Below are 24,608 nucleotides of genomic sequence, written 5' to 3'. Positions count from 1 at the left end.
TTTAGCCTGAACGTTTACGGTTATTACGCGGTGTATTATTACGATGCGACAAATTATTACGGCGCTGATGGTTTCCAGAACGCGAGCGATGGCGGCGTTTAGGAACCGGTAAATCTTTCAATAATGCATTACTGTTATATTTACTGACAGGGATCTGGTGCTGAATATAATCCTCTATTGCTGGCAGGTTCAGAGCATATTCTTCACAGGCCAGGCTGATAGAGTGACCACTTTCCCCGGCACGTCCAGTACGACCAATGCGATGAACATAATCTTCGCAATCATCGGGTAAATCATAGTTAAAAACATGAGTTACGGATGGAATGTGCAATCCACGGGCTGCCACATCAGTTGCAACCAGAATATCAATATTGCCATTACTAAATTCTTCCAGAATGCGTAACCGTTTTTTCTGTGCAACATCACCAGTTAGTAAACCAACGCGATGTCCGTCAGCAGCAAGATGAGCCCAGATATCTTCACAACGATGTTTGGTATTGGCGAAAATAATGCAGCGATCCGGCCATTCTTCTTCTAATAACGTCTGAAGCAGACGCATCTTCTCTTCATTAGAAGGATAAAACAGCTCTTCGCGGATACGGTGCCCCGTTTTCTGTAACGGTTCCACTTCTACATATTCTGCATGGTTCATTTGCTCAAATGCTAGTTCTCGGACTCGGTAAGACAGAGTAGCAGAAAACAGCAGGTTCATGCGTTCATTGGCAGATGGCATTCGACGAAATAGCCAGCGGATATCTTTGATAAAACCCAGATCGTACATACGATCGGCTTCATCAAGAACCACGACCTGAACGGCATTCAGGTTAATATGCCCTTGCTTGGTATAGTCGATCAGACGCCCGGTTGTGCCGATGAGAATGTCAACACCGGATTCCAGCACTTTCAGCTGTTTGTCATAACCATCGCCGCCGTAAGCAAGACCCATCTTTAATCCCGTTGTTTGTGCCAGATCTTCTGCATCAGAGTAAATCTGTACAGCTAGCTCACGGGTAGGAGCCATAATCAGCGCTCTTGGCTGATTGGTTTGACGCCCCTTTGCTATGGGATGAGTCAGTAAATAATGAAAAGCAGACGCTAAGAATGCTAGCGTCTTCCCGGTACCAGTTTGCGCTTGCCCCGCGACATCGCGACCTTCGACAGTGAAAGGTAGTGTCAGTGCCTGTATAGGCGTACAATTAGAAAACCCCTTGTTATCAAGAGCTTCTATGACTTTGGGGTGCAAGGCGAAGTCGGAGAACTTCTTTTCTGTCAAGTGTGTTTTACTCATAGTGTGGTAGAATATCAGTTAACCGTTGTTTTACGGAAGTGTATCCTCTGAAATAAAGGCAACCTTATATCAGTAATGTTACACTAGCATGGTAAAAATTATTCTTTGGAGTAAAAAATGAGCGATAAAATTATTCATTTGAGTGATGATAGCTTTGATGCTGATGTTCTGAAAGCAGCGGGTCCAGTTCTTGTCGATTTTTGGGCTGCATGGTGTGGTCCATGTAAGATGATTGCACCTATTTTAGATGAAATTGCACCAGAATATTCAGGTAAACTGACTATTGCTAAACTGAACATTGATGATAACCCGGCAACTGCTCCTAAGTATGGTATCCGCGGCATTCCTACGCTACTACTGTTTAAAGACGGTCAGGTAGCTGCCACCAAAGTGGGGGCATTGTCAAAAACTCAGTTGAAAGAATTTTTGGATGCTAATCTCTGATTGAAGTGAGATCACACTAATACCGGACGTTTAGCGTATATCACTATTTATTTCATTGACCGCTAGACGTCCGTAAAGAAGCGTGATAAGTTAGCGCCACTGCTTGTATCACATACCTCATGTTAGAAGTATGTTGCATACTGAATAATCTGTAGTGTCTGATAAGTCTGTTATCTCTGGATAGTCTAAAATATCCAATGGGTTGTACGGGAATAACTTGGTGTATAACTCATTATGTTGAGATAGTTTTTTTATAGAAATCAGTAGTGTTTCGGCATTATCTCAACAGCGTTTTTGACAGCCTGTCAGTCTTATTTGAGCTCAATCTTGGTACTTCAAATTATTACCTTTTTATATAAATAATGTATAAAAGGTTTTATTTGTTTTTTGTACAAAATAAACAGGCATCGATGACGCTGCCATACTATTCACGTTCATAGTTCGAGATATACCCCGAGTTAAAGAACCCACCATTATGAATCTTACCGAATTAAAGAATACGCCGGTATCTGAATTGATTACACTCGGCGAAAATATGGGGCTGGAAAATCTGGCCCGTATGCGTAAACAAGATATTATCTTCTCTATCCTTAAGCAGCATGCGAAAAGTGGAGAAGACATCTTCGGGGACGGTGTGCTGGAGATATTGCAGGATGGATTTGGATTCCTCCGTTCAGCAGACAGCTCCTACCTTGCCGGTCCCGATGATATCTACGTCTCTCCCAGCCAAATCCGCCGTTTTAACCTCCGTACCGGTGATACAATTTCAGGTAAAATCCGTCCACCTAAAGAAGGTGAACGCTATTTTGCACTGTTGAAAGTTAACGAAGTTAACTTTGATAAACCAGAAAATGCCCGCAGTAAAATTCTTTTTGAAAACTTAACTCCTTTGCATGCTAATAACCGCCTGCGTATGGAACGGGGTAATGGTTCCACTGAGGATCTGACGGCTCGTGTTCTGGATCTGGCTGCACCGATTGGCCGCGGGCAACGTGGTCTTATTGTTGCTCCACCAAAAGCGGGTAAGACTATGTTGCTGCAAAATATTGCGGCTAACATCGCTCACAATCATCCAGATTGTGTATTGATGGTACTTCTAATTGACGAGCGTCCAGAAGAAGTCACTGAAATGCAACGTCTGGTGAAGGGTGAGGTTATTGCTTCTACTTTTGATGAGCCGGCTTCCCGTCACGTTCAGGTGGCAGAGATGGTCATTGAGAAAGCAAAGCGTCTGGTTGAACATAAAAAAGATGTGATTATCCTGCTTGATTCTATTACCCGTTTGGCACGTGCCTATAACACGGTTGTTCCGGCATCCGGTAAGGTACTGACTGGTGGTGTAGATGCTAACGCGTTGCATCGTCCAAAACGTTTCTTCGGGGCTGCACGTAATGTAGAAGAGGGTGGAAGCTTGACCATTATTGCTACTGCATTGGTGGATACAGGCTCGAAGATGGATGAAGTGATTTACGAAGAGTTTAAAGGCACTGGTAATATGGAGTTGCACCTCTCACGTAAAATTGCTGAAAAACGCGTCTTCCCTGCTATTGATTACAACCGTTCCGGTACACGTAAAGAAGAGTTACTTACCACATCTGAAGAACTACAAAAGATGTGGATTCTTCGCAAAATTATTCACCCAATGGGAGAAATAGATGCGATGGAGTTCCTTATCAATAAACTGGCTATGAGTAAAACAAACGACGATTTCTTTGACATGATGAAACGTTCGTAGTTTTTAACTTAGTTCATGATGATTTTCAACGCCACAGCTCTGTGGCGTTTTTTGCATCCGTTGCTATAGCACCATCCATATATAGATATGGTATGTATTTTGCATGAAACCCATTTTCCAATAAGCGTCGTAGATTATGATGTAAAGGTTATTAATTTTTCTACAGTAAAGAAAAGTATCCTCACGAAACGGAGAATTTATGGGGTTGGTTCCTGGCCAGAAAAACCATGTGGCTGTGGATAATAAATAACCAGGTTATATTTGTTTTTCACGGAGAGTTTTTATCGTGAATATTTCCAGCATGAGTATTGAAATTTTTTGCATTTTTCTGTTTTCGTTTGCGTTTCTGTTTATGGCGCGTATCGCAGGAAGGAAAATCGGCCTCGTTGATAAACCCAATTATCGTAAACATCATCAGGGGTTAGTGCCTCTGGTTGGTGGGATAACTGTATTTGCTGGGATCTGTTTTGCTTTTGTTATAACAAACGAGTTTATACCTCATAAATGGTCGTACTTAATTTGTGCCACTGTACTGGTATTTGTTGGTGCATTGGATGATCGTTTTGATATCAGCGTTAAGGTCCGAGCAACTATTCAGGCTCTGGTTGGTATTGCGATGATGTATTTTGCCGGCTTGAAATTAAATAGCCTTGGCTATGCTTTTGGCCCTTGGGATATGAATCTTGGGCCATTCAGTTATGTTGTGACGCTGTTTGCTGTTTGGGCTGCTATTAATGCATTCAATATGGTTGATGGGATAGATGGACTGTTAGGTGGGTTATCCTGTGTCTCTTTCGGTGCTTTGGGGATCTTGCTATATCGAAGTGGTAACACGGCACTGGCATTATGGTGTTTTGCATTTATTGCGGCTATTGTTCCTTATATTCTTCTCAATCTTGGTTTCTTGAGCCAACGTTTTAAAGTATTCATGGGTGATGCAGGCAGTACACTGATTGGTTTTACCATTATCTGGTTGCTTATTGAGTCTACTCAGGGAAATGAACCCCCTGTGAGTCCAGTTACTGCATTGTGGATTATTGCCATTCCTTTAATGGACATGGTTGCCATCATGTACCGTCGCTTGCGTAAAGGAATGAGCCCATTTTCTCCAGATAGACAACATATTCACCATCTGATTATGCGGTCTGGATTTTCATCACGTCAGGCATTTGTTGTGATCACTGTTGCCGCAGCTTTATTAGCGGCTGTTGGAATGATCGGCGAATGGCTGGAATTTGTTCCTGAGTGGGTAATGTTGGCATTGTTCTTGCTTGCATTTATGTTGTATGGCTATTGCATCAAACGTGCATGGCGGGTAGCTCGTTTCATTAAACGGCAAAAACGTCGTATACGCTATTCTGCTAACCATTAAACATCTATCAACAGAGGTTTTGTGCAGTGATAAAATCAGAAACGAAATCTATTCAAGATGAACAGACTCTGGAGCATGAGCTGGATATCGGAGCCTTGTGCAGTGCTTTATGGCGTGGAAAGATATGGATTGTCGTACTAGCAATAATCTTCGCTGCTATAGCTCTGGGGGCATCTTATTTGATGCAACAAAAATGGAGTGCAACGGCAACCACTGACTTGCCTACGACTAATCATTTAGGTAGTTATTACTCTCAGCAGCAATTCTTGCGCAATTTGGATACTCACATTAACGTTTCACAGGAAACTCAGTTACCGTCTATTCCAGAAGAAGCTTATAAAGAATTCATCACTCAGCTAGCGGCATATGATACCCGCCGTGAATTTTGGTTAAAATCTGATTACTACAAACAACATCAAGAAGGTGATGCCAGAGCAGATGCTGCTTTACTGGACGAGTTAATCAATAATATTCAGTTCATTCCTCATGATGATAAGAAAGTGCTGAATGACAGTATCAAACTGACAGCAGAGTCTTCTGTACAAGCAAATCAACTCTTACGCCAATACATTGCTTTTGCCAACAGTCGCGCCAGTACTCATTTGAATGATGAAGTAAGAGGCGCATGGGATACCCGTACTCAATCTATGAATGCATTGGTTAAGCGACAAGAAATGGTTGCTAAAGCGGTTTATAACCGCGAAATGAATGTGTTGCAACAATCCTTGAAAATTGCGGAAAAGCAAGGAATCCGGCGCAATCAAACTGATACACCAATTGATCAGTTGCCTGATTCAAAAATGTTTATGTTAGGTGCACCGTTGTTACAGGCTCAGCTTGAAACTCTGCAAGCAACAGGCCCTGATTATGATGTGGACTATGACCAGAATATTGCGATGTTAGCGACATTGAATGTTCATCCGACATTGCAGGATCAATTCCAGACTTATCGTTATCTGAGAACTCCTGAGGAACCTGTTACCAGAGACAGTCCACGTAGAATGTTCATTGTCATCATGTGGGGCACTGTTGGTACTTTAGTTGGTGCTGGAATGGCACTGGTGCGGCGTCCGCGTAAGTAACCAAATGGTTATAATAAATTACTGCTTTTGAAAGATATTTTTCACAAAACCAGAAGCGGAAATAAATAGTATTAAAGAGTGTTTTTGCAGGGAGATCTGCAAGTTACTGACTAATAAGAGAGTCACTGTGAAAGTGTTGACTGTGTTTGGTACCCGGCCGGAAGCCATCAAAATGGCTCCGTTGGTACATGCGCTGGCAAAGGATGAAGCCTTCGAAGCGAAAGTATGTGTTACTGCCCAACACCGGGAAATGTTGGATCAGGTGTTGCACCTTTTTGAGATCACTCCCGATTTTGATCTCAATATTATGAAATCAGGGCAAGATTTAACGGATATCACGTGTCGTATTCTGGAGGGATTGAAGCCTGTTTTGGCTGAATTTAAGCCTGATGTTGTGTTGGTTCATGGAGATACTACAACAACTATGGCAACCAGTTTGGCTGCGTTCTACCAGCGTGTCCCTGTCGGACATATTGAAGCTGGACTAAGAACTGGCGATCTCTATTCCCCTTGGCCGGAAGAGGCAAACCGTAAGATTGCTGGGCATTTGGCCATGTATCATTTCGCTCCGACGGAAAACTCTCGTAAGAATTTACAGAAAGAATCAATAGCGGATAATCAGGTTTTTGTCACGGGCAATACCGTGATTGATGCGTTGTTGTGGGTACGCGATCGGATAATGAATGACGAGACTATGCGAAGTAAGTTGGCGGAACATTACCCGTTTATTGATACTAATAAAAAAATGATTCTGGTAACGGGTCATCGTCGTGAAAGTTTTGGTGGTGGGTTTGAGCGAATTTGTGAAGCTTTGGCGCAGATAGCCCGCTCTCATCCAGAGGTACAAGTAGTTTATCCAGTTCATCTGAACCCAAATGTCTGTGAGCCGGTAAAACGCATTTTGCATAATATTGATAATATCATTCTCATAAAACCACAGGATTATTTGCCATTTGTCTATCTGATGAACCATTCCTATATGATTCTGACGGATTCTGGCGGCATTCAGGAAGAAGCGCCTTCTTTGGGAAAACCAGTTTTGGTGATGCGTAATACTACCGAACGGCCAGAAGCAGTTGATGCCGGAACGGTACGTTTGGTAGGAACAGATACAAGAACTATCGTAGAAGAGGTGACTCGATTGTTGACAGACGATGCCGCCTATCAGCAAATGAGTCGAGCTCATAATCCTTACGGGGATGGTGATGCTTGTCAACGAATTCTCGACGCTTTGAAAAAAATCAGGTGACATTATGAGTTTTGAAACTATTTCTGTTATCGGTCTTGGGTATATCGGTTTACCCACTGCGGCGGCGTTTGCATCCCGTAATAAGAAAGTCATCGGGGTCGATGTTAATCAGCTTGCGGTGGAAACGATTAATCGCGGTGAAATTCATATTGTAGAACCGGATCTGGATAAAGTGGTGAAAACGGCGGTGGAGGAGGGTTACTTGGAAGCAGTAACTTCTCCATTACCAGCAGATGCTTTTTTGATAGCTGTCCCTACGCCTTTTAAAGGTGAGCATGAACCGGATATGAAGTATGTGTGTTCCGCCGCTGAATCAGTGGCACCAATTCTGAAAAAAGGCGATCTGGTGATTCTAGAATCTACTTCACCAGTAGGTGCGACGGAGCAGATGGCAGAATGGTTGGCAGCCGCGCGTCCTGATTTAACTTTTCCTCAGCAGGTAGGTGAGGAATCTGATATTGATATCGCTTACTGTCCTGAGCGCGTGTTACCAGGCCAGGTGATGGTCGAGTTGATTAAGAATGACCGTGTTGTTGGTGGTATGACGCAAAAATCTTCAGCCAGAGCCAGCGAGCTGTATAAAATTTTCCTTGAAGGTGAATGTGTTATCACTAATTCAAAGACAGCAGAAATGTGTAAGCTGACGGAAAATAGCTTTCGAGATGTAAACATTGCATTTGCTAATGAGCTTTCCCTTATTTGTGCTGATCAAGGTATCGACGTGTGGGAGCTTATCCGTTTAGCAAACCGTCATCCCCGCGTAAATATTCTTCAGCCTGGCCCTGGTGTAGGAGGGCACTGTATTGCTGTTGACCCGTGGTTCATCGTTTCCCAAAACCCTAAACAATCACGTCTTATACATACAGCGCGTTTAGTTAACGATGGAAAGCCGTTATGGGTAATCGATCAAGTAAAAGCTGCTGTTGCGGATTGTCTGGCTGAAAGTGGAAAACGCGCTGGAGAAGTGAAGATTGCCTGTTTTGGTTTGGCATTTAAACCAAATATTGATGACTTGCGTGAAAGTCCAGCGGTGCATATCACCCGTATGGTTGCGCAATGGCATGCAGGTGAGACGCTGGCTGTAGAACCTAATGTTCATGAATTACCAACTTCTTTGAAGGAAATAGTTCGATTGGTTAACTTGGAGAAAGCGTTGGAAGAAGCGGATATTCTGTTGATGCTGGTGGATCATAATCAGTTTAAAGCGGTAAATGGTTATGACATTAAACAGAAATGGATTGTGGATACAAAAGGAGTCTGGCGTTGAGACGTATTCTAATCACAGGTGGAGCGGGTTTTATTGGTTCTGCTGTTGTGCGACATATTATTGATAATACACAAGACAGTGTAGTTGTGGTTGATAGCTTGACTTATGCTGGCAATCTAGAGTCCCTTGCCTCAGTTGCAGATAGCTCACGTTATGCTTTTGAACGGGTTGATATTTGCCAGCGTGAAGCGTTGGATCGGGTGTTTGAGCAGTATCAACCGGATTGTGTAATGCATCTGGCGGCAGAAAGCCATGTGGATCGCTCTATTGATGGTCCTGCGGCATTTGTCGAAACTAACATTGTTGGTACTTATGTTCTGCTAGAAGCTGCTCGTGCTTTCTGGCAAAAATTGAGTAAGGAGAAACAAGTCACTTTCCGTTTTCATCATATTTCAACAGATGAAGTGTATGGTGATTTACATGGTGAGGATGGTTTCTTTACTGAAGAGACTCCTTATGCACCAAGTAGCCCATATTCAGCATCCAAGGCGTCTAGTGACCATCTAGTAAGAGCATGGCATCGAACTTATGGTTTACCGACAATTATTACTAATTGTTCAAATAATTACGGTCCTTATCACTTCCCGGAAAAATTGATACCGTTAATGATTTTGAATGCATTAGCAGGCAAATCCTTGCCAGTATATGGTGAGGGAAAACAAATTCGTGATTGGCTGTATGTGGAGGATCATGCCAGAGCGCTCTATCTGGTTGTCACAAAAGCAGAACCAGGTAGAACCTACAATATTGGCGGTCATAATGAGCGAAAAAATATTGATGTGGTTTGTGCAATTTGTGAATTGCTGGAAGAGTTTTGTCCAGAGAAACCAGCAAATATTGCTTATTATCGTGATTTGATTGCTCATGTCACAGATCGTCCTGGCCATGACATGCGTTATGCTATTGATGCAGCAAAAATTGAGCATGAGTTGGGTTGGAAACCCCAGGAAACTTTTGAATCAGGTATTCGTAAAACAGTTCAGTGGTATCTGGAAAATGAAAACTGGTGGCGCAGAGTTCAGGATGGTTCTTATGCCGGTGAGCGCCTCGGATTAGGTAGAGACTGAGCTACGTTGGAGGTAACATGAAAGGCATTATTCTGGCAGGAGGATCGGGTTCCCGGTTACATCCGATAACACTAGGTGTTTCCAAGCAATTACTGCCGATTTATGATAAACCAATGATTTATTATCCTTTGTCAGTATTAATGCTGGCAGGGATACGCGATGTTTTAATTATCTCCACACCAGAAGATTTACCTTCTTTCCACCGATTGCTTGGCAATGGTGACAAATTTGGTATTCGTTTAAGTTATGAAAAACAACCATCCCCGGATGGTTTAGCTCAGGCATTTCTGATTGGTGAAAAGTTTATCAGCGGCGAATCCTGTTGCTTGGTATTGGGAGATAATGTCTACTTTGGGCAAGCATTCAGTCCGAAACTGAAGAAAGTGGTTTCCCGCGGAAAAGGGGCGACTATTTTTGGTTATCAGGTAATGGACCCTGAGCGCTTTGGTGTGGTGGAATTTGATGATGAATTTCATGTTCTTTCTATTGAGGAAAAACCAGAAAAACCAAAATCTAACTGGGCGGTAACAGGTCTTTATTTCTATGATAATCAGGTTGTGGATTTTGCCAAACAGGTGAAGCCCTCTGCACGGGGTGAATTGGAAATTACCAGTATTAACCAGATGTATCTGGAACGTGGTGAACTGAATGTTGAACTGTTAGGGCGTGGTTTTGCTTGGCTAGATACCGGCACTCACGATAGCCTGATTGAGGCCAGCACTTTCGTACAGACTGTTGAGAAGCGTCAGGGTTTTAAAATCGCCTGCCTTGAAGAAATTGCCTGGCGTAATGGTTGGTTGGGTGATGAACAATTAGCAGCAGCAGCAAAATCTTTGTCAAAAACTGGTTACGGCCAATATCTGTTGGATCTACTTCATGTTCGTTCACGCCAATATTGAGTCATTAGAGTGGGATAGCCATTATTTTGGATTTTCCACGGCTCGTCTTGATTTTACACCTGATTCCAAGTTATTAACTGTACCTCAATTAGAACGGTATTCTTTAGTGCAGGCTAAAGTGCCTGTACAGCGGCCAGACATTATTGATGGATTATCGGCATTGGGTTTTTCGTTGGTAGAAGGGGAAATAGACCTTTCCTTAATGATTGGCACAAAAGATGCTTATATTACTACGAAGAATGATAGTGATAATTCTGAGGGTGAGATGATATCGGCAACACAGCAAGATATTCCAATGTTGAAAGAAATGGCGTCTAAAGTATTTTCTTTAAGTCGTTTCCGCACTCCTTGGTATCAGCCGCAGGATAGTGGTCGTTTCTATTCTACCTGGATTGAGAAAGCTGTGTTGGGTACATTTGATCATCAATGTTTACTGGTGAATGGGGATAACGGGCAACCAGCAGGGTTTGTTACTTTGCGGGAGTTAGGGGAAGGTCAGGCTCGTATGGGGTTGCTGGCAGCATTTCCAGAAAAGACGGGTTGTGGGATTGGTTCAAAGTTAATGGCGGCGGCACAGCAGTGGTGCCAAAGCCATCAAATACGGCAATTAAGGATTGCGACACAAACCAGCAACATTGCTGCTTTGCGTCTTTATACACGCAATGGTGCATTCGTTGAAAGCATCGCTTATTGGTTATACCGGGGACAAAATGATTCCATTTAATAGACCACCAGTAGTCGGCACTGAATTAGATTACATGAAGCAGGCAATAGAGAGCGGTAAGCTTTGTGGGGACGGCGGTTTTACCAAACGTTGTGAAGAGTGGATGGAACAACATTTCAATTGCCCGAAAGTTCTATTGACGCCATCCTGTACAGCTTCGCTAGAAATGGCGGCTATTTTGCTAAATATCCAGCCCGGTGATGAAGTTATCATGCCGAGTTTCACTTTCGTTTCTACTTCTAACGCATTTGTACTGCGTGGAGCAACGATTGTTTTTGTGGATATCCGTCCAGATACCATGAATATTGATGAAACTAAGATAGAAGCTGCAATTACAGATAGAACACGTGTGATTGTTCCTGTTCATTACGCGGGTGTGGCTTGTGAAATGGATGAAATCATGGCCCTGGCAGAGAAATATAATCTGTTTGTAGTGGAAGATGCAGCCCAGGGGGTAATGTCTGCTTATAAAGGTCGCGCATTGGGAACTATTGGGCATATCGGTTGCTATAGTTTTCATGAAACTAAAAACTACTCTTCTGGTGGTGAAGGAGGTGCTGCACTTATCAATGACGAATCATTGATCCCCCGAGCGGAAATCATCCGAGAAAAAGGGACCAACCGTAGCCAGTTTTTCCGTGGTCAGGTCGATAAATATACCTGGCGCGATATCGGCTCTAGTTATCTTATGTCAGATCTTCAGGCTGCTTATTTGTGGGCTCAACTCGAAGAAGCTATAAAAATCAATGAACGTCGTCTCGCCTTGTGGAATACCTATTATCAGGCATTAAAACCGTTGGCTGATGCTGGTCGCCTGACATTGCCTGTAATACCGGAAGGATTGAAGCATAATGCCCATATGTTCTATATCAAGCTGAAAGATGTTGAAGAACGCTCTGCATTCAATAACTATATGAAAGATGCAGGAGTACTAACGGTATTCCATTATGTTTCTCTGCACACCAGCCCGGGTGGTGAAAAATTTGGCCGCTTGCACGGAGAAGACCATTTTACCACTAGTGAAAGTGATCGTCTGGTACGTCTGCCAATGTTTTACAACATGACAGACGCTGAACAGCAGATTGTCATTAAACATATTCGAGAATACTTCGCCTGATATGTCATTGGCTAAAGCATCGGTATGGACTGCTGGCTCTACACTGATAAAAATTGGTGTAGGGTTTTTGGTCGTTAAATTACTGGCGGTTGCTTTTGGCCCTAGCGGTGTTGGACAGGCGGGTAATTTCCGTCAACTTATTACCGTTTTGGGGGTATTGGCTGGCGCTGGTATTTTTAATGGTGTGACGAAATATGTTGCTGAATATCAGCAGCAGCCAGAAAGGTTGCGTACGGTATTAGGAACTTCTTCTGCCATTGTCATTGGGTTTTCTACACTGTTGGCAGTGATTTTTTTGCTATGTAGTGGGCCGATCAGTATAGGGTTATTTGGCCATCGGGATTATGAGCCAGTTGTGAGGGCGCTTGCATTTATTCAAATGGGTATTGCCTGTGCCAACTATTTTTTGGCTGTATTGAAAGGATACCGGGATGCTCAGGGGAATGCGCTGGCAATTATTCTTGGCAGTTTGATCGGAGTGATTGCCTATTATCTCTGTTTCATCCTTGGAGGGTATGAAGGTGCTTTGGCTGGCTTGGCCTTAGCGCCTGCGCTGATAATATTTCCTGCGGGGCTGATACTTTTGTGCCGCAAAGAGGTTTCGTTATCTGATCTTAAACCTATGTGGGATAATGTACTGGCTAGTCAGCTCGGCAAATTTACCCTTATGGCCTTATTGACTTCTATCACTTTACCGATTGCTTACATTATGATGCGAAACCTGCTGGCGGCGCATTATAGTTGGGATGATGTGGGAATTTGGCAAGGTGTAAGTAGTATTTCCGATGCTTATCTGCAATTTATCACAGCTTCTTTCAGTGTTTATCTATTGCCAACACTTTCACGATTGCAGGGTAAAGGTGAAATATCAGATGAAATAATTAAGGCGCTGAAGTTTGTTTTGCCTGCTGTGGTTATTGTGAGTTTCATCGTATGGTTGTTGCGTGATGTTGCCATCTCATTGTTGTTTTCTGACAAGTTTACTGCCATGCGTGATTTGTTTGCCTGGCAGTTGATTGGTGATGTCTTGAAAGTGGGTGCCTATGTTTTTGGTTATCTGGTGATTGCTAAAGCTACGTTGCGTTTTTATGTGCTGACTGAGGTTAGCCAGTTTTTGCTGCTTACTGGTTTTTCCTATTGGTTTATTCCTGTCAATGGAGCGTTAGGTGCAACGCAAGCTTATATGACAACTTATATTGTTTATTTCACCCTTTGTTGTGGTGTATTTCTTGTTTACCGCAGGCGAGCATGACAACCCTAATTCACGTTTTGGGATCTGATATCCTACATCACAATCGAACGATATTGCGTTTTTTTAATGACGTTTTAATGCAAGAAATTGGTTTTTCAGACAAACCCAAGTTTATGGTGGTGGCTAGGAATCGAGTTTCTCTGGATGATTATCCGGAGTTGGATATGACATTTTTTGGTAGTAAAAAATCTCTGGCGCGGGCTGTTACGGCTAAAGCGCGGTCAGACAGAGCTTGCCGGTTTTTTTTTCATGGCCAATTTAATACGGGTTTGTGGTTGGCATTGTTGTTAGGAAAAATTAAACGTAATCAATTTTGGTGGCATGCTTGGGGAGCTGATCTGTATGAAGACTCTAATCAGTTAAAATTCCGTCTATTCTATTTCCTGCGTCGTCTGGCGCAACGTCGGGTAGGGCATGTATTTGCAGTTCGTGGAGATCTTTATTTTTATTCTCAACATCATCCGAACGTACCAACATCGTTACTCTATTTTCCAACCAGAATGGACCCTACTTTAACGATGACAGAAAAAACATCTGTTGAAGATGGCAAGATGACAATTTTGTTGGGGAACTCTGGTGATCGATCAAACCGTCATATTACAGCATTGAAAACTATTCATGAGCGATTTGGTGATAAGGTCCGAATCATTATCCCAATGGGTTATCCTGAAAATAATCAGGCTTATATTGCTCAGGTTGAGCAAACGGCTTTATCACTGTTTTGCCCAGAAAATTTGACTATTCTTAAGCAAAATATGGCGTTTGATGATTATCTGGCATTACTGCGTCGTTGCGATTTAGGGTATTTCATGTTTGACCGCCAACAAGGGATTGGAACAATTTGCCTATTGATACAATTTGGTGTCCCGGTTGTACTTAGTCGTCGAAATCTTTTCTGGCAGGATCTGGCAGAACAGCAGGTACCGATATTTTTCTTCGGTGATCATCTGGATAGACAATTGATTGCGGAAGCACAACGGCAGATGCTTTCCTTAGACAGAAATGCAATAGCTTTCTTTAGCCCGAACTTTGTTGATGGTTGGCGGCAGGCGTTGGCAAAAGCCGCAGGAGAGCAGTAATGACTTTAACGGAGTTTGGCGGATTATTTGTTGTTTACCTGATATCACTGGCTTTTATTCTGACGTTAACTTATCAGGAATTCCGGCGTGTACGTTTTAATTTTAATGTGTTTTTCTCATTACTTTATTTACTGACATTCTATTTTGGTTTCCCACTGACGTGCTTGCTGGTTTTTCAGTTTGATGTTGAGGTGGTACCAGTAGACTCTTTGTTACATGCTCTGTTGGCTTCAACTTGTTTTTATGCCATTTATTACGTCAGTTATAAAACACGGCTGAAAAAACCTTCTGGGCAATCTAAAGCACCGGTATTCACCATGAACCGGGTAGAAACTAATTTGACATGGTTACTGCTGACATTAGTTGCGGTGGTGACAGTTGGGCTATTCTTCCTGCAGAATGGTTTTCTACTGTTTAAATTACAATCGTACAGTCAAATTTTTTCCAGCCAGGTTTCCGGTGTGGCCCTAAAACGGTTCTTTTACTTTTTTATTCCCGCCATGCTAGTAGTTTATTTCTTGAAGCCGACACAGTTACGTTGGCTGTTTTTCCTGATAAGTACAGTTGCTTTTGGGATTATGACTTATGTCATTGTTGGGGGAACACGGGCTAATATTATTATTGCATTTGCGTTGTTTCTGTTTATCGGCATTGTTCGTGGTTGGATAACCTTGTGGATGCTGATAACTGCGGGAGCAGTGGGAATTGTTGGCATGTTTTGGTTGGCACTTAAACGCTATAGTTTGGATGTCAGTGGTGCAGAAGCGTTTTATACTTTCCTCTACCTTACAAGGGATACTTTCTCTCCGTGGGAAAATCTTGCATTATTGCTGAATAATTACGACAAAATTGATTTTCAGGGATTGGCACCTATTATCCGTGATTTTTATGTCTTTATTCCAAGTTGGCTTTGGTCTGGACGCCCTGATGTCGTGTTGAATTCTGCGAATTATTTTACCTGGGAAGTACTGGATAACCACTCTGGTCTGGCAATTTCCCCAACTATGATAGGCTCTCTGGTTGTGATGGGGGGCGTACTGTTTATTCCGGTTGGTGCGATTGTTGTTGGGTTAATAATTAAGTGGTTTGACTGGATTTATGAATTAGGGAAACAGGAGACTAATCGTTATAAGGCTGCTATTTTGCAGGCATTTTGCTTTGGTGCGATCTTCAACATGATTGTATTAGCCCGTGAAGGTGTGGATTCATTTGTTTCCCGTGTGGTGTTTTTCTGTATTGTTTTTGGCTTATGTTTGGTAATTGCTAAGTTGTTGTATTGGCTATTTGAGAGCGCAGGGCTGATTAAAAAGTATCTGACTTGCAACATGGTTGTATCACAAAAACATCCGCGGCAATGTAAGGAAAGAAAATGGAGCTAAACAATATTCCTAAATATAATATTCGTGGCCTAAATATTTGGGGCTTCCGCGATATGGCACATTTTCTTGGCCATATTTTCCAACGCGGGCAGGTAAGGGCGGGTACTTTAGTTGCGATTAATGCAGAAAAAGTTCTGACGGCAGAGGAGAATACAGCTTTAAGGACCCTGCTGAGTGAAACAGAATATTTGTATGCTGATGGTATTAGCATTGTACGTGCTATCCGTCGTAAATACCCTGATGCTGAAGTTTCCCGTGTAGCGGGTGCAGATCTGTGGGAAGCTATCATGGAACGTGCTGGTAAGGAAGGCACACCTGTCTTTCTAGTTGGAGGAAAACCAGAGATATTGGAACAGACGGAAAACAAGCTACGGGCTCAGTGGAATGTTAATATTGTTGGCAGCCAGAATGGTTATTTCACGCCAGAAGAGCGTAATATTGTTTTTGAACGGATTCGTGCTAGCGGAGCAGCGATTGTGACAGTTGCAATGGGGTCGCCTAAGCAGGAGATTTTCATGCGCGACTGTCGTAAAATTCATTTCGATGCTCTCTATATGGGGGTTGGTGGTACTTATGACGTATTTACCGGTCATGTAAAACGTGCACCGAAAGTATGGCAGAACCTCGGGCTTGAGTGGCTTTATCGTTTGTTATCACAACCAAGCCGTATCCGTCGTCAGTTTAAGCTACTGAAGTTTCTGGGATATTACTACAGAAATCGTTTGTAAATGTATTGTCTGCCTGTCGTATCGCAATTTGCGGCAGGTTGTTAAAAAATTCATTTCACAGCGTCTATATAACCGTTTGATCCTACCGGGCTTTTGTCATCTGTACTAATTATTAGGTAATTTTTTGTTCCACTGAGTGGAAAAACATGTTTTGATCCCTGCCATTTTTATGGCTGGTCAAAACCAGTCTTGTATATTTTGACTATCACACATTACAACACATAACAATGGACAGGGAATTTATGGCAGATCAACAACAGGGCCTGCAACGAGGTTTAGAAGCCCGTCATATTGAGCTAATCGCATTAGGCGGAACTATTGGTGTCGGTCTGTTTATGGGCTCAGCCAGCACGCTGAAATGGGCAGGGCCTTCTGTTTTGCTGGCTTACATTATTGCCGGAATTTTTGTTTTTTTTATTATGCGATCCATGGGTGAAATGCTGTTTCTTGAACCTGTCACGGGTTCTTTCGCTTCTTTTGGTCATAAATATCTCAGCCCATATTGGGGATGCCTGACCGCTTGGGGTTATTGGTTTATGTGGGTGGCTGTAGGGATATCAGAAATAACAGCTATTGGCGTTTATGCCGAGTTCTGGTTCCCTGAACTTCCCCAATGGGTGTCAGCATTAATTGCAGTGGCATTGGTTGCTTTGGCAAACTTGGCGGCGGTACGTCTTTATGGTGAGCTAGAATTTTGGTTTGCCATGATTAAGGTAACCACAATTATCGTGATGATCCTGATTGGTTTGGGGTTGATATTTTTCGGTATCGGTAATCAATGGCAACCTATTGGATTGGATAATTTGACAGCTCATGGCGGTTTTTTTGCTGGCGGCTGGCAAGGATTCCTATTTGCGCTCTGTATTGTGGTTGCATCTTATCAGGGGGTGGAGCTGGTAGGCATCACTGCGGGGGAAGCTAAAAAACCACAGGTGACGTTAAAAAAGGCGATTAACAATATCCTCTGGCGTATCTTGATTTTCTACGTCGGTGCAATTTTCATTGTGGTTACATTGTTTCCATGGACAGAAGTTGGTTCACAGGGTAGTCCGTTTGTGATGACATTTACCAAAGTAGGGATCACTTCAGCGGCAGCCGTAATTAACTTTGTTGTATTGACTGCAGCGCTTTCCGGTTGTAACAGCGGTATGTACAGTGGTGGACGTATGCTCTATGCGTTGGCACAAAACCGTCAGTTACCTTCATCACTAACTAAAGTGTCAAAGAATGGTGTCCCGGTAATTTGTATTGCCATTACGATCTTATGTCTGATGGTGGGTTCCAGTTTGAATTATTTGATCCCAAATCCACAGGCGGTTTTTGTTTATGTCTACAGTGCTAGTGTCCTGCCGGGAATGGTTCCGTGGTTTGTGATTCTGATGAGCCAGCTGCGTTTTCGTCGGTATCATCAAGCGGCACTGAAACAACATAGTTTCAAATCTATTTTATTCCCATATGTAAATTATCTGACACTGGCATTTTTATGTTGTGTGCTGGTAGGCATGGCAATTAACCCTGATACCCGTTTTTCACTGTTGGTAGGCGGGGGATTTTTGCTAATAGTGTCGCTGATCTATTGGTTGGTGAAGTTTTTTAGTGGCAGAAAGCCAATGGTCCGATAGATTGATTTGCTGTCATAGCTGGGGTGGTAGGAAAATTAAGAGCTGGCTTTATCGACGAAATGAACAAGGTGTAATCAAACGCATCATTTCTTTAAAAAAGCACTGGACAGTATATCATTAAATCCGTACTATCCCCATCCGCAACGGCGTTAAGCGCCCGTAGCTCAGCTGGATAGAGCGCTGCCCTCCGGAGGCAGAGGTCTCAGGTTCGAATCCTGTCGGGCGCGCCATTATTTGCGTGCAAGAGCTGCGGTGATGCATTCTGCTGTTGTAAGCAGTGAATTAGTAGTATAAATAGTTGTTATGGTGGCTATAGCTCAGTTGGTAGAGCCCTGGATTGTGATTCCAGTTGTCGTGGGTTCGAGTCCCATTAGCCACCCCATCTTTTTTTATGACATGCGAGGGTGGCGGAATTGGTAGACGCGCTAGCTTCAGGTGTTAGTGTCCTTACGGACGTGGGGGTTCAAGTCCCCCCCTTCGCACCATGAAAAAAGGAAAAACTTCGGCGAGTAGCGCAGCTTGGTAGCGCAACTGGTTTGGGACCAGTGGGTCGGAGGTTCGAATCCTCTCTCGCCGACCAGATTCTGAAAGACCCTGCTGAAGCAGGGTTTTTTGCATTTGTGCCTTTCATTCCTTCAATTTTTCTGCTCCCCCCTTAATTTCTTATTTCGATGTATGTTTTGTTGAGAGAGGTTTAGTGAATTTTCTTTTTCCTGACTCTAACCGCCCGTTTTATATAGTAATTTATCATTTTGTTATGTTCTGACGACAACTAATATATTGACTGTCTCAAATAAGAGACTTTTAATGTTTTGAATTATAATAAAAAATTTAAAATTCGTGAGGTGTTGTCTCAAATAAGAGACAGTGAGTGAAGTGGGTTTTGTGATAGCTTGCTTTCTTGTTGTAATACATGGAGAAATAGCTGATGAAGCGAGGCAGTCTTTATCTAAATAAAAGTTGGCATGTTAAATGCATTATTCAAAGACGTAGATGCTCATCCTATTTCTTATGACAGTATAGGCTTCATAAACCCAGGGATGATGCAGAGCCGATTATCGGTGCCTATTGTCCATGTCACAGATGAATAAGATGTAGTTATCTTTTCATCACCGATCGGACTCAACGTTGAGTGAGGCACTATCCGTCTGTAGACCTGATTGTATTTATACACCTATCTTTCTAAGGTAGGTGTTTTTTTTGCCCATTTTTAGGGATGTCTTATAGGTTTATACCCTATGGATTTAGATGCATCGCGACGGCAAGTGAGCGAATCCCCGGGAGCATAGATAACGATGTGACCGGGGTGAGTGAGTGCAGCCAACAAAGAGGCAACTTGAAAGATAACGGGTATATAAACGGCTCAGGCATTAATATCTAATATAATTAAAGTTTAAAATATGATTGCGGGTTTCGCTATAAAACAGATCTGGTTACTTTTAACACAGTTAAGAGGAATATATAAATGTTAAAAATGATCAGATGCTTTGGCTGCGGAAAAATGTTGTATGAATCTGCGCGGTCGTGCCCACATTGTGGTGCGGTGATAAAGGCATATTCTTCTGGCAGTAAAAACAGAATTGTGGCTGCATTACTGGCATTTTTTCTTGGTGGTTTTGGTGCCATAAGTTTTATCTGGGCAAGAGAGGTATGGGAATTTTATATCTGGTATTTTGCTGGACGTTCATTCCTTCACTTATCTCATTCATTGAATTTATTATTTATCTCTGTATTTCCGATGAAGATTTTGCCAGAAAATATGGCTAGAAAAGTGCCCTCATATATAGAGGGCATTTTTAATGAATAGTGTGAAAAATGCCAAAGGAATAACGGTAACTGGATTGTGAAGATACCGTATTATCTGAGCTATTGGCTATGAACTACATTACTCTCGCGCTTTAATGTTAGCATTAATCCCTCACGACGAACCTGTGCTGCTTCTTCCGGTTTACGTAATTTATCCAATGCATCTGCTAACCAGGCATAATCGTGGGCATCGGGCCGCTGAGCTAATGCTGCTTTGAAATCTTTTGTTGCTTGTTCCCATTGTCCATGGCGCAAGGCAATTTGTCCAAGGGTACTGTTTAACAGAGGGGTTGCGTCGTGCTGCTTTAGCTGATGGTCTAATGCTTTTTGTATTGGCGTCGGATCTTCACTTTTTAACCGTGGGATCAATAGCAGTAAACGTTCATCGTACTGACGTTTTAAACTTTCCAGAATGATCTTTTGTGCAGTTTCATGATCATCACATTCAATCAAATGCTCAGATATTGCAACTTGCAAAGCCACATCGTGACGAATTTTGCGGTTTTGGTCATGCCACCAACGCTTTAAACCTTCGCTGCCTTGTTCTGCCATATACTGATTCATCAAACCGATATAGGCTTGTTGACGCAGCCTGTGAATTTGTAACTCGTCATGCAGGCGGATTTTTTCCATGGTTGGCAATATATCAATCAGTGATTGGTGAGCATTTGATCTTGTATAAGCCTGTTCTGCCAGGCGCAAGACTTCTGGGTGGCGTGGAGCTTGATTTAGAAGTTTGTCCACACCATGACGGGCGGCATGAATTTCACCTTGCGCCAATTGAATGCGTACACGGGTAATATCAACAGGTAATTGATTGTTGTCTGCGACTTCTGCTGCGCGCTCCAGATATTGGTTGGTACGGAACTCATCTCCCCGTTGCTGGGCTGCTTCAGCGGCCAGTAAGTAGTTGATTACAGGTTGTTCTGCATGATCAGCATTACGAGTCAATAATTGCTCTACCTGTTTAAAATCACCTTCGGCCAGTTTTATCAGTGCTTCTTTTGTTTGGGCACGGGCACGGCTGCGTTTGCGCCCAAGGAACCAGCCTCGAGTGCGTGAGCTTGTGCGCATAACTCTACGGTAGCACCAGCCAAGAAAGCAAAGTACTAACTGTAAGAGAATAAATATGATAAATAGACCGGTAACACTCGTTTCAATGTTGTAGTTGTCAGTTTGAATGAGAACATACCCCTGATGACCCGCAACTATTGGACCAAGCACGATACCAACAATCAGCACAACAAACAGTAACAGGACTTTCAGCATAACTTAGCCCTCCTGACTGATTTCAGAAGATTGGGACAGCAAGCTGCGGACTCGGGTTTGCATCAGCTTTTCCAGTAAAGGCTGACTTGAAAGATGATCCGGTACAGTTATGGAAATAGGTTGCTGACTCAGTGAATCAATTTCTTCCAGGAATGCTTTAGTATTTGGATCGTTAATATTAAAGTAAGCTCTGACCCAGGTTGAAACTGTTTCCAGTGATTGTTTAAATACTTCTCCTTGATGGCGCGGTATTGCCTGAGCTGCAATCAATAAGCGGGCTCGGATGTTTTCCCGTAGATAGATATCTTGATTTGGTGCTAATAATGGCTCAGCAGCAGAATCACGGCGACGGATGGTAATGAAATTATCCATAAAGCTGTTCCAGCTTTTGCTTAGGTTCTGGCGCCATTCAGATAACGTACTGGTTAATTCATCATTGTCTTCGTCCATGGGTGAGCTATCGGTGGTATTGTCAGCCAGCCGCAGGTTGTCTACCTGGTTAGAGAGCTGATTAACCCGCAGGATAATGCCATCAAAATCAACTTGGTTGATGGCAGACAATTCGCTGATGTCCTGGGTAATTGCACGGCGGATTTCAATCAGGCTTGGATCATTCATCTCAGCAAGACTGGCGTCTGCATTTTTTAGCAGAGCAGCGGCAGTGATTACATCCTGATCATTCCATAATTTCCGGCCAGCCATTTTGACTAGAAAATCAGCTTGTGCTAGCAGCCAGCTTTTTACATCAGAACTGGATAAAGCAGATATTTTTGCCTGTAATTCTTGCAGGCGATTATCCAATTGCTCATTTTGTGCGGTTTGTGCAGCAACTTGACTAAAAGCTTGCTTCTGTCCTTTGAACAGCGCTTCAATACGTTGCTGATCTTGTGATTGTTGATGTTTTAGCGATTCCAGTTGTTGGCGCAGCTCTTGGTTCTCAGCGCTCAATAAATGGCTTTGCTGTTGTCCGTAGTAATAAAGGCCACCGCTGATTGCCAGAATAATTGCAATAGCAATAATGTTTTTCAGAACGCTAGGAATTTCTTGTTTCTGAGGTTCTCCGGGCTGTTGCGGGGGTTCAACCGTTTCTATTGCTTTTTCAACTGTCTCGGAGGACTGTTTTTGTTCCGTCATAGTGGGCATCCCATGTCAGTTTATTCTAGTGCCTGAATTAAGGCATCGTTATCTGCACTTTTAGCAACTTTGACATCTTGCCAACCCAGATTCCGGGCGGTGTATGCAAGACGTTCACTTACCACAATAAGATGGCAATTCAATAGCCACCTGTTTCGATCACTTTTGGGTACTAAGTTATATAACAGTTGCAGTATTTCGCCGCTGGTTACAACTAAAGTCTGTACTCCATATCTCTGCCAGCGGGCGCTGAATTCTGCTGCCGAGTAATCTACTCGCTGGCGAAAATAACATTCACAATAATTAACTGTGGCACCCCTTTCTGTCAAAGTTTGGGCAATAAGTTCACGCCCACCATTTCCTCTGAGTAGCAAAGCTTGTTTATTTTTAACCTGATGTAAGGAGGGGAGTTCTAGTAGAGTTTCGCTGGTTTCGCCCTCTGATGACCAGGTAATATTTATACCAGTCAGTTGATGAAAAGCCAGAGCAGTTGATCTACCAATAGCATAATAAATCAGCTTGTTCGGCCATGATAGATTAATCTTTTTTAACTGTGAGTTTGCGTAATAAACTGCATTTTTTGACAACAGGAATACCATATCACCGGTATTCAAGCAGCAAAGTTTTTCGGCCAGTTGTGATAGTTCTGAACCTGGGCGAATATCGATTAAAGGCGCGCTGAAAGCAGTTTTGCCCGCGGTCTGTAACCTTCTGACTAATTCTTCTCCGGCAGGAGAAGGGCGTGTCACCAGAATACTCATGTGGGGGGATTACCTCGATAAACTTCCGCCAGAATTTCTCTTGCTCCCCGTTCCAGTAATTCTTCTGCCAATTCAAGGCCTGCTTGACATGCATCTTTGGGTAAGACCGTTCGCTCACCACGAATAATAACGCTACCATCTGGAGCTCCAACCAATGCCCGCAGCCAGATTTTTCCATCCTGCCAGATGGCATAGCTACCTATTGGTACCTGACAGCCTCCTTCCAAACGGGTGTTCATTGTTCGTTCGGCAAGAACACAGATTTCTGTATCATAGTGATTTAATGGTGCCAGTAGAGCACGTGTTTGCTGGTCGTCAAGACGGCATTCAATCCCCACGGCTCCCTGACCAACGGCAGGTAATAACTGTTTTGCAGATAATGGTGTACGGATACGGTCATGCAATTCTAACCTTTTCAATCCTGCAACAGCGAGAATGATGGCATCGTAATGACCATTATCCAGCTTACTCAGACGGGTTCCAACATTGCCCCGAAGGTCACGGATAGTCAGATCCGGGCGTAATTCACGGAGTTGACATTGACGACGTAAACTTGATGTACCAACAATGCTACCTGTTGGTAGTTCATCGAGAGAGTGATATTTGGCAGAAACAAAAGCATCACGTGGATCATCACGTTCGCAAATAGTGACTAATCCTAGCCCTTCAGGAAAAGAAATGGGGACATCTTTCATCGAATGAACAGCGATATCAGCCCGTCCTTCAAGCAGAGCTAGTTCAAGTTCTTTGACAAATAGTCCCTTACCACCCACCTTTGCCAGGGGGGTGTCCAGAATGATGTCTCCCTGGGTTACCATGGGAACCAGTTGCACTTCTAGATCTGGGTAAAATTGTTGCAATTTTTGCTGAACATATAATGCTTGCCACATAGCCAGAGGGCTTTGGCGGGTCGCGATACGGATAGTTTTAGTTGACATATATGCTTGTATTTTTCAGGCTTTGCAGCTGTCATATAAATGAAAAACATGATACCTGTTTTAACACTTCGACAGTTTTTTTTCCAGCTAAGACCTGGGAAGATAATATACAGATTATATTAAAATATAAAATAAATTTTAATTTTTAAATTATTTTTATGTCAATGCCAATGGATTGATTTAAATGTGAATTAAATTTTCCAGTAAATTATTTCTGTAATTGGAGAATTCTGAATAGAAAGAGTTGCTAATTGAAATATAACCAATAAGGTGATTTCTATAAGGTCGTTGATAACAAAGAATTACATATAATACCTGAAAAATGGGCAGGGGAAATTTCCTTATATAAAAGAAAGTATAAAAAGTGTGGGTTTTGTTGTTATTTTTATATATAAC

General features: G+C 42.8%; 21 protein-coding genes, 4 tRNA genes and 1 pseudogene. 21 read left to right on the top strand and 5 right to left on the bottom strand.

From position 1 onward, the window contains the following. Position 1 precedes the first annotated feature (1 nt). Positions 2 to 1,288, bottom strand: coding sequence for an ATP-dependent RNA helicase RhlB (rhlB, locus tag BDD30_RS11035; RefSeq protein WP_015836220.1), 1,287 nt, complete (start codon positions 1,286 to 1,288; stop codon positions 2 to 4). Positions 1,289 to 1,405: 117 nt separating this feature from the next. Between rhlB and trxA the strand changes: the two genes are divergently transcribed. The 21 genes and pseudogenes from trxA (at position 1,406) to BDD30_RS10935 (ending at position 20,071) form a co-directional block, all read left to right on the top strand. Further along, positions 1,406 to 1,732: a thioredoxin TrxA gene (gene trxA / locus BDD30_RS11030; RefSeq protein ID WP_015836219.1), complete on the top strand. Its 327-nt coding sequence runs from the start codon at positions 1,406 to 1,408 to the stop codon at positions 1,730 to 1,732. A 475-nt stretch (positions 1,733 to 2,207) separates the two neighbouring features. After that, positions 2,208 to 3,467 carry a transcription termination factor Rho gene (rho, locus tag BDD30_RS11025; protein WP_015836218.1) on the top strand — a complete coding sequence of 420 codons (1,260 nt, stop codon included), beginning with the start codon at positions 2,208 to 2,210 and terminating at the stop codon, positions 3,465 to 3,467. A 286-nt stretch (positions 3,468 to 3,753) separates the two neighbouring features. Next, positions 3,754 to 4,839 (top strand): UDP-N-acetylglucosamine--undecaprenyl-phosphate N-acetylglucosaminephosphotransferase, encoded by a 1,086-nt coding sequence (wecA, locus tag BDD30_RS11020; RefSeq protein WP_015836217.1) that lies wholly within the window; start codon positions 3,754 to 3,756, stop codon positions 4,837 to 4,839. Positions 4,840 to 4,865: 26 nt separating this feature from the next. Beyond that, a complete protein-coding gene (wzzE, locus tag BDD30_RS11015) occupies positions 4,866 to 5,921 on the top strand; it encodes an ECA polysaccharide chain length modulation protein (protein ID WP_015836216.1) in 1,056 nt (351 codons plus the stop codon). Between the two features lie 127 nt (positions 5,922 to 6,048). Then, a complete protein-coding gene (gene wecB / locus BDD30_RS11010; protein ID WP_015836215.1) occupies positions 6,049 to 7,170 on the top strand; it encodes a non-hydrolyzing UDP-N-acetylglucosamine 2-epimerase in 1,122 nt (373 codons plus the stop codon). A 4-nt stretch (positions 7,171 to 7,174) separates the two neighbouring features. Beyond that, entirely contained in the window at positions 7,175 to 8,437 is a 1,263-nt protein-coding gene (gene wecC / locus BDD30_RS11005; protein ID WP_015836214.1) for a UDP-N-acetyl-D-mannosamine dehydrogenase, read from the top strand. Continuing rightward, positions 8,434 to 9,504: a dTDP-glucose 4,6-dehydratase gene (rffG, locus tag BDD30_RS11000; protein ID WP_015836213.1), complete on the top strand. Its 1,071-nt coding sequence runs from the start codon at positions 8,434 to 8,436 to the stop codon at positions 9,502 to 9,504. Before wecC ends, rffG begins: the two co-directional genes overlap by 4 nt. A gap of 17 nt (positions 9,505 to 9,521) precedes the next feature. Continuing rightward, positions 9,522 to 10,403, top strand: coding sequence for a glucose-1-phosphate thymidylyltransferase RfbA (gene rfbA / locus BDD30_RS10995; RefSeq protein WP_015836212.1), 882 nt, complete (start codon positions 9,522 to 9,524; stop codon positions 10,401 to 10,403). Further along, positions 10,381 to 11,127: a dTDP-4-amino-4,6-dideoxy-D-galactose acyltransferase gene (rffC, locus tag BDD30_RS10990; protein ID WP_015836211.1), complete on the top strand. Its 747-nt coding sequence runs from the start codon at positions 10,381 to 10,383 to the stop codon at positions 11,125 to 11,127. Before rfbA ends, rffC begins: the two co-directional genes overlap by 23 nt. Then, the gene (gene rffA / locus BDD30_RS10985; protein WP_015836210.1) at positions 11,114 to 12,244 is read left to right on the top strand and encodes a dTDP-4-amino-4,6-dideoxygalactose transaminase; all 1,131 of its coding nucleotides are present in this window, start codon (positions 11,114 to 11,116) and stop codon (positions 12,242 to 12,244) included. The genes rffC and rffA overlap by 14 nt, the downstream gene beginning before the upstream one ends. Position 12,245: 1 nt before the next feature. Continuing rightward, entirely contained in the window at positions 12,246 to 13,496 is a 1,251-nt protein-coding gene (gene wzxE / locus BDD30_RS10980; protein WP_015836209.1) for a lipid III flippase WzxE, read from the top strand. After that, positions 13,493 to 14,575 carry a TDP-N-acetylfucosamine:lipid II N-acetylfucosaminyltransferase gene (locus BDD30_RS10975; protein WP_015836208.1) on the top strand — a complete coding sequence of 361 codons (1,083 nt, stop codon included), beginning with the start codon at positions 13,493 to 13,495 and terminating at the stop codon, positions 14,573 to 14,575. The genes wzxE and BDD30_RS10975 overlap by 4 nt, the downstream gene beginning before the upstream one ends. After that, positions 14,575 to 15,954, top strand: coding sequence for an ECA oligosaccharide polymerase (wzyE, locus tag BDD30_RS10970; protein ID WP_015836207.1), 1,380 nt, complete (start codon positions 14,575 to 14,577; stop codon positions 15,952 to 15,954). Before BDD30_RS10975 ends, wzyE begins: the two co-directional genes overlap by 1 nt. Next, on the top strand, positions 15,945 to 16,682 hold the full coding sequence (gene wecG, locus BDD30_RS10965) for a lipopolysaccharide N-acetylmannosaminouronosyltransferase (protein WP_015836206.1): 738 nt from the start codon (positions 15,945 to 15,947) through the stop codon (positions 16,680 to 16,682). The genes wzyE and wecG overlap by 10 nt, the downstream gene beginning before the upstream one ends. Before the next feature lie 242 nt (positions 16,683 to 16,924). Further along, positions 16,925 to 18,304 carry a bifunctional threonine/serine APC transporter ThrP gene (gene thrP, locus BDD30_RS10960; protein ID WP_041382553.1) on the top strand — a complete coding sequence of 460 codons (1,380 nt, stop codon included), beginning with the start codon at positions 16,925 to 16,927 and terminating at the stop codon, positions 18,302 to 18,304. 153 nt (positions 18,305 to 18,457) lie between these two features. Continuing rightward, positions 18,458 to 18,534, top strand: a tRNA-Arg gene (locus BDD30_RS10955). Between the two features lie 76 nt (positions 18,535 to 18,610). Beyond that, positions 18,611 to 18,686, top strand: a tRNA-His gene (locus BDD30_RS10950). A 16-nt stretch (positions 18,687 to 18,702) separates the two neighbouring features. After that, a tRNA-Leu gene (locus BDD30_RS10945) sits at positions 18,703 to 18,789 on the top strand. 18 nt (positions 18,790 to 18,807) lie between these two features. Then, a tRNA-Pro gene (locus BDD30_RS10940) sits at positions 18,808 to 18,884 on the top strand. Positions 18,885 to 19,520: 636 nt separating this feature from the next. Then, a complete protein-coding gene (locus BDD30_RS23570) occupies positions 19,521 to 19,685 on the top strand; it encodes a hypothetical protein (RefSeq protein ID WP_170152959.1) in 165 nt (54 codons plus the stop codon). Between the two features lie 84 nt (positions 19,686 to 19,769). Continuing rightward, positions 19,770 to 20,071: pseudogene (locus BDD30_RS10935) on the top strand (TM2 domain-containing protein). A 99-nt stretch (positions 20,072 to 20,170) separates the two neighbouring features. On the opposite strand, the gene hemY reads toward BDD30_RS10935, so the two are convergent. The 4 genes from hemY to hemC are packed head-to-tail and all read right to left on the bottom strand — an operon-like array spanning position 20,171 to position 24,212. After that, positions 20,171 to 21,379 (bottom strand): protoheme IX biogenesis protein HemY, encoded by a 1,209-nt coding sequence (gene hemY, locus BDD30_RS10930; protein WP_015836203.1) that lies wholly within the window; start codon positions 21,377 to 21,379, stop codon positions 20,171 to 20,173. A gap of 3 nt (positions 21,380 to 21,382) precedes the next feature. Beyond that, complete coding sequence (hemX, locus tag BDD30_RS10925; RefSeq protein WP_041382550.1) at positions 21,383 to 22,513, bottom strand: uroporphyrinogen-III C-methyltransferase; 1,131 nt, start codon at positions 22,511 to 22,513, stop codon at positions 21,383 to 21,385. Between the two features lie 20 nt (positions 22,514 to 22,533). Further along, the gene (gene hemD, locus BDD30_RS10920) at positions 22,534 to 23,274 is read right to left on the bottom strand and encodes a uroporphyrinogen-III synthase (RefSeq protein ID WP_015836201.1); all 741 of its coding nucleotides are present in this window, start codon (positions 23,272 to 23,274) and stop codon (positions 22,534 to 22,536) included. Beyond that, a complete protein-coding gene (gene hemC, locus BDD30_RS10915) occupies positions 23,271 to 24,212 on the bottom strand; it encodes a hydroxymethylbilane synthase (protein WP_015836200.1) in 942 nt (313 codons plus the stop codon). Before hemC ends, hemD begins: the two co-directional genes overlap by 4 nt. Positions 24,213 to 24,608: the final 396 nt, after the last annotated feature.

It is taken from the genome of Photorhabdus asymbiotica, from assembly GCF_003634575.1.
Classification (GTDB): domain Bacteria; phylum Pseudomonadota; class Gammaproteobacteria; order Enterobacterales; family Enterobacteriaceae; genus Photorhabdus; species Photorhabdus asymbiotica.
Note: the sequence above shows the minus strand (reverse complement) of the source record. Positions and strands in the feature narration are given on the sequence as shown.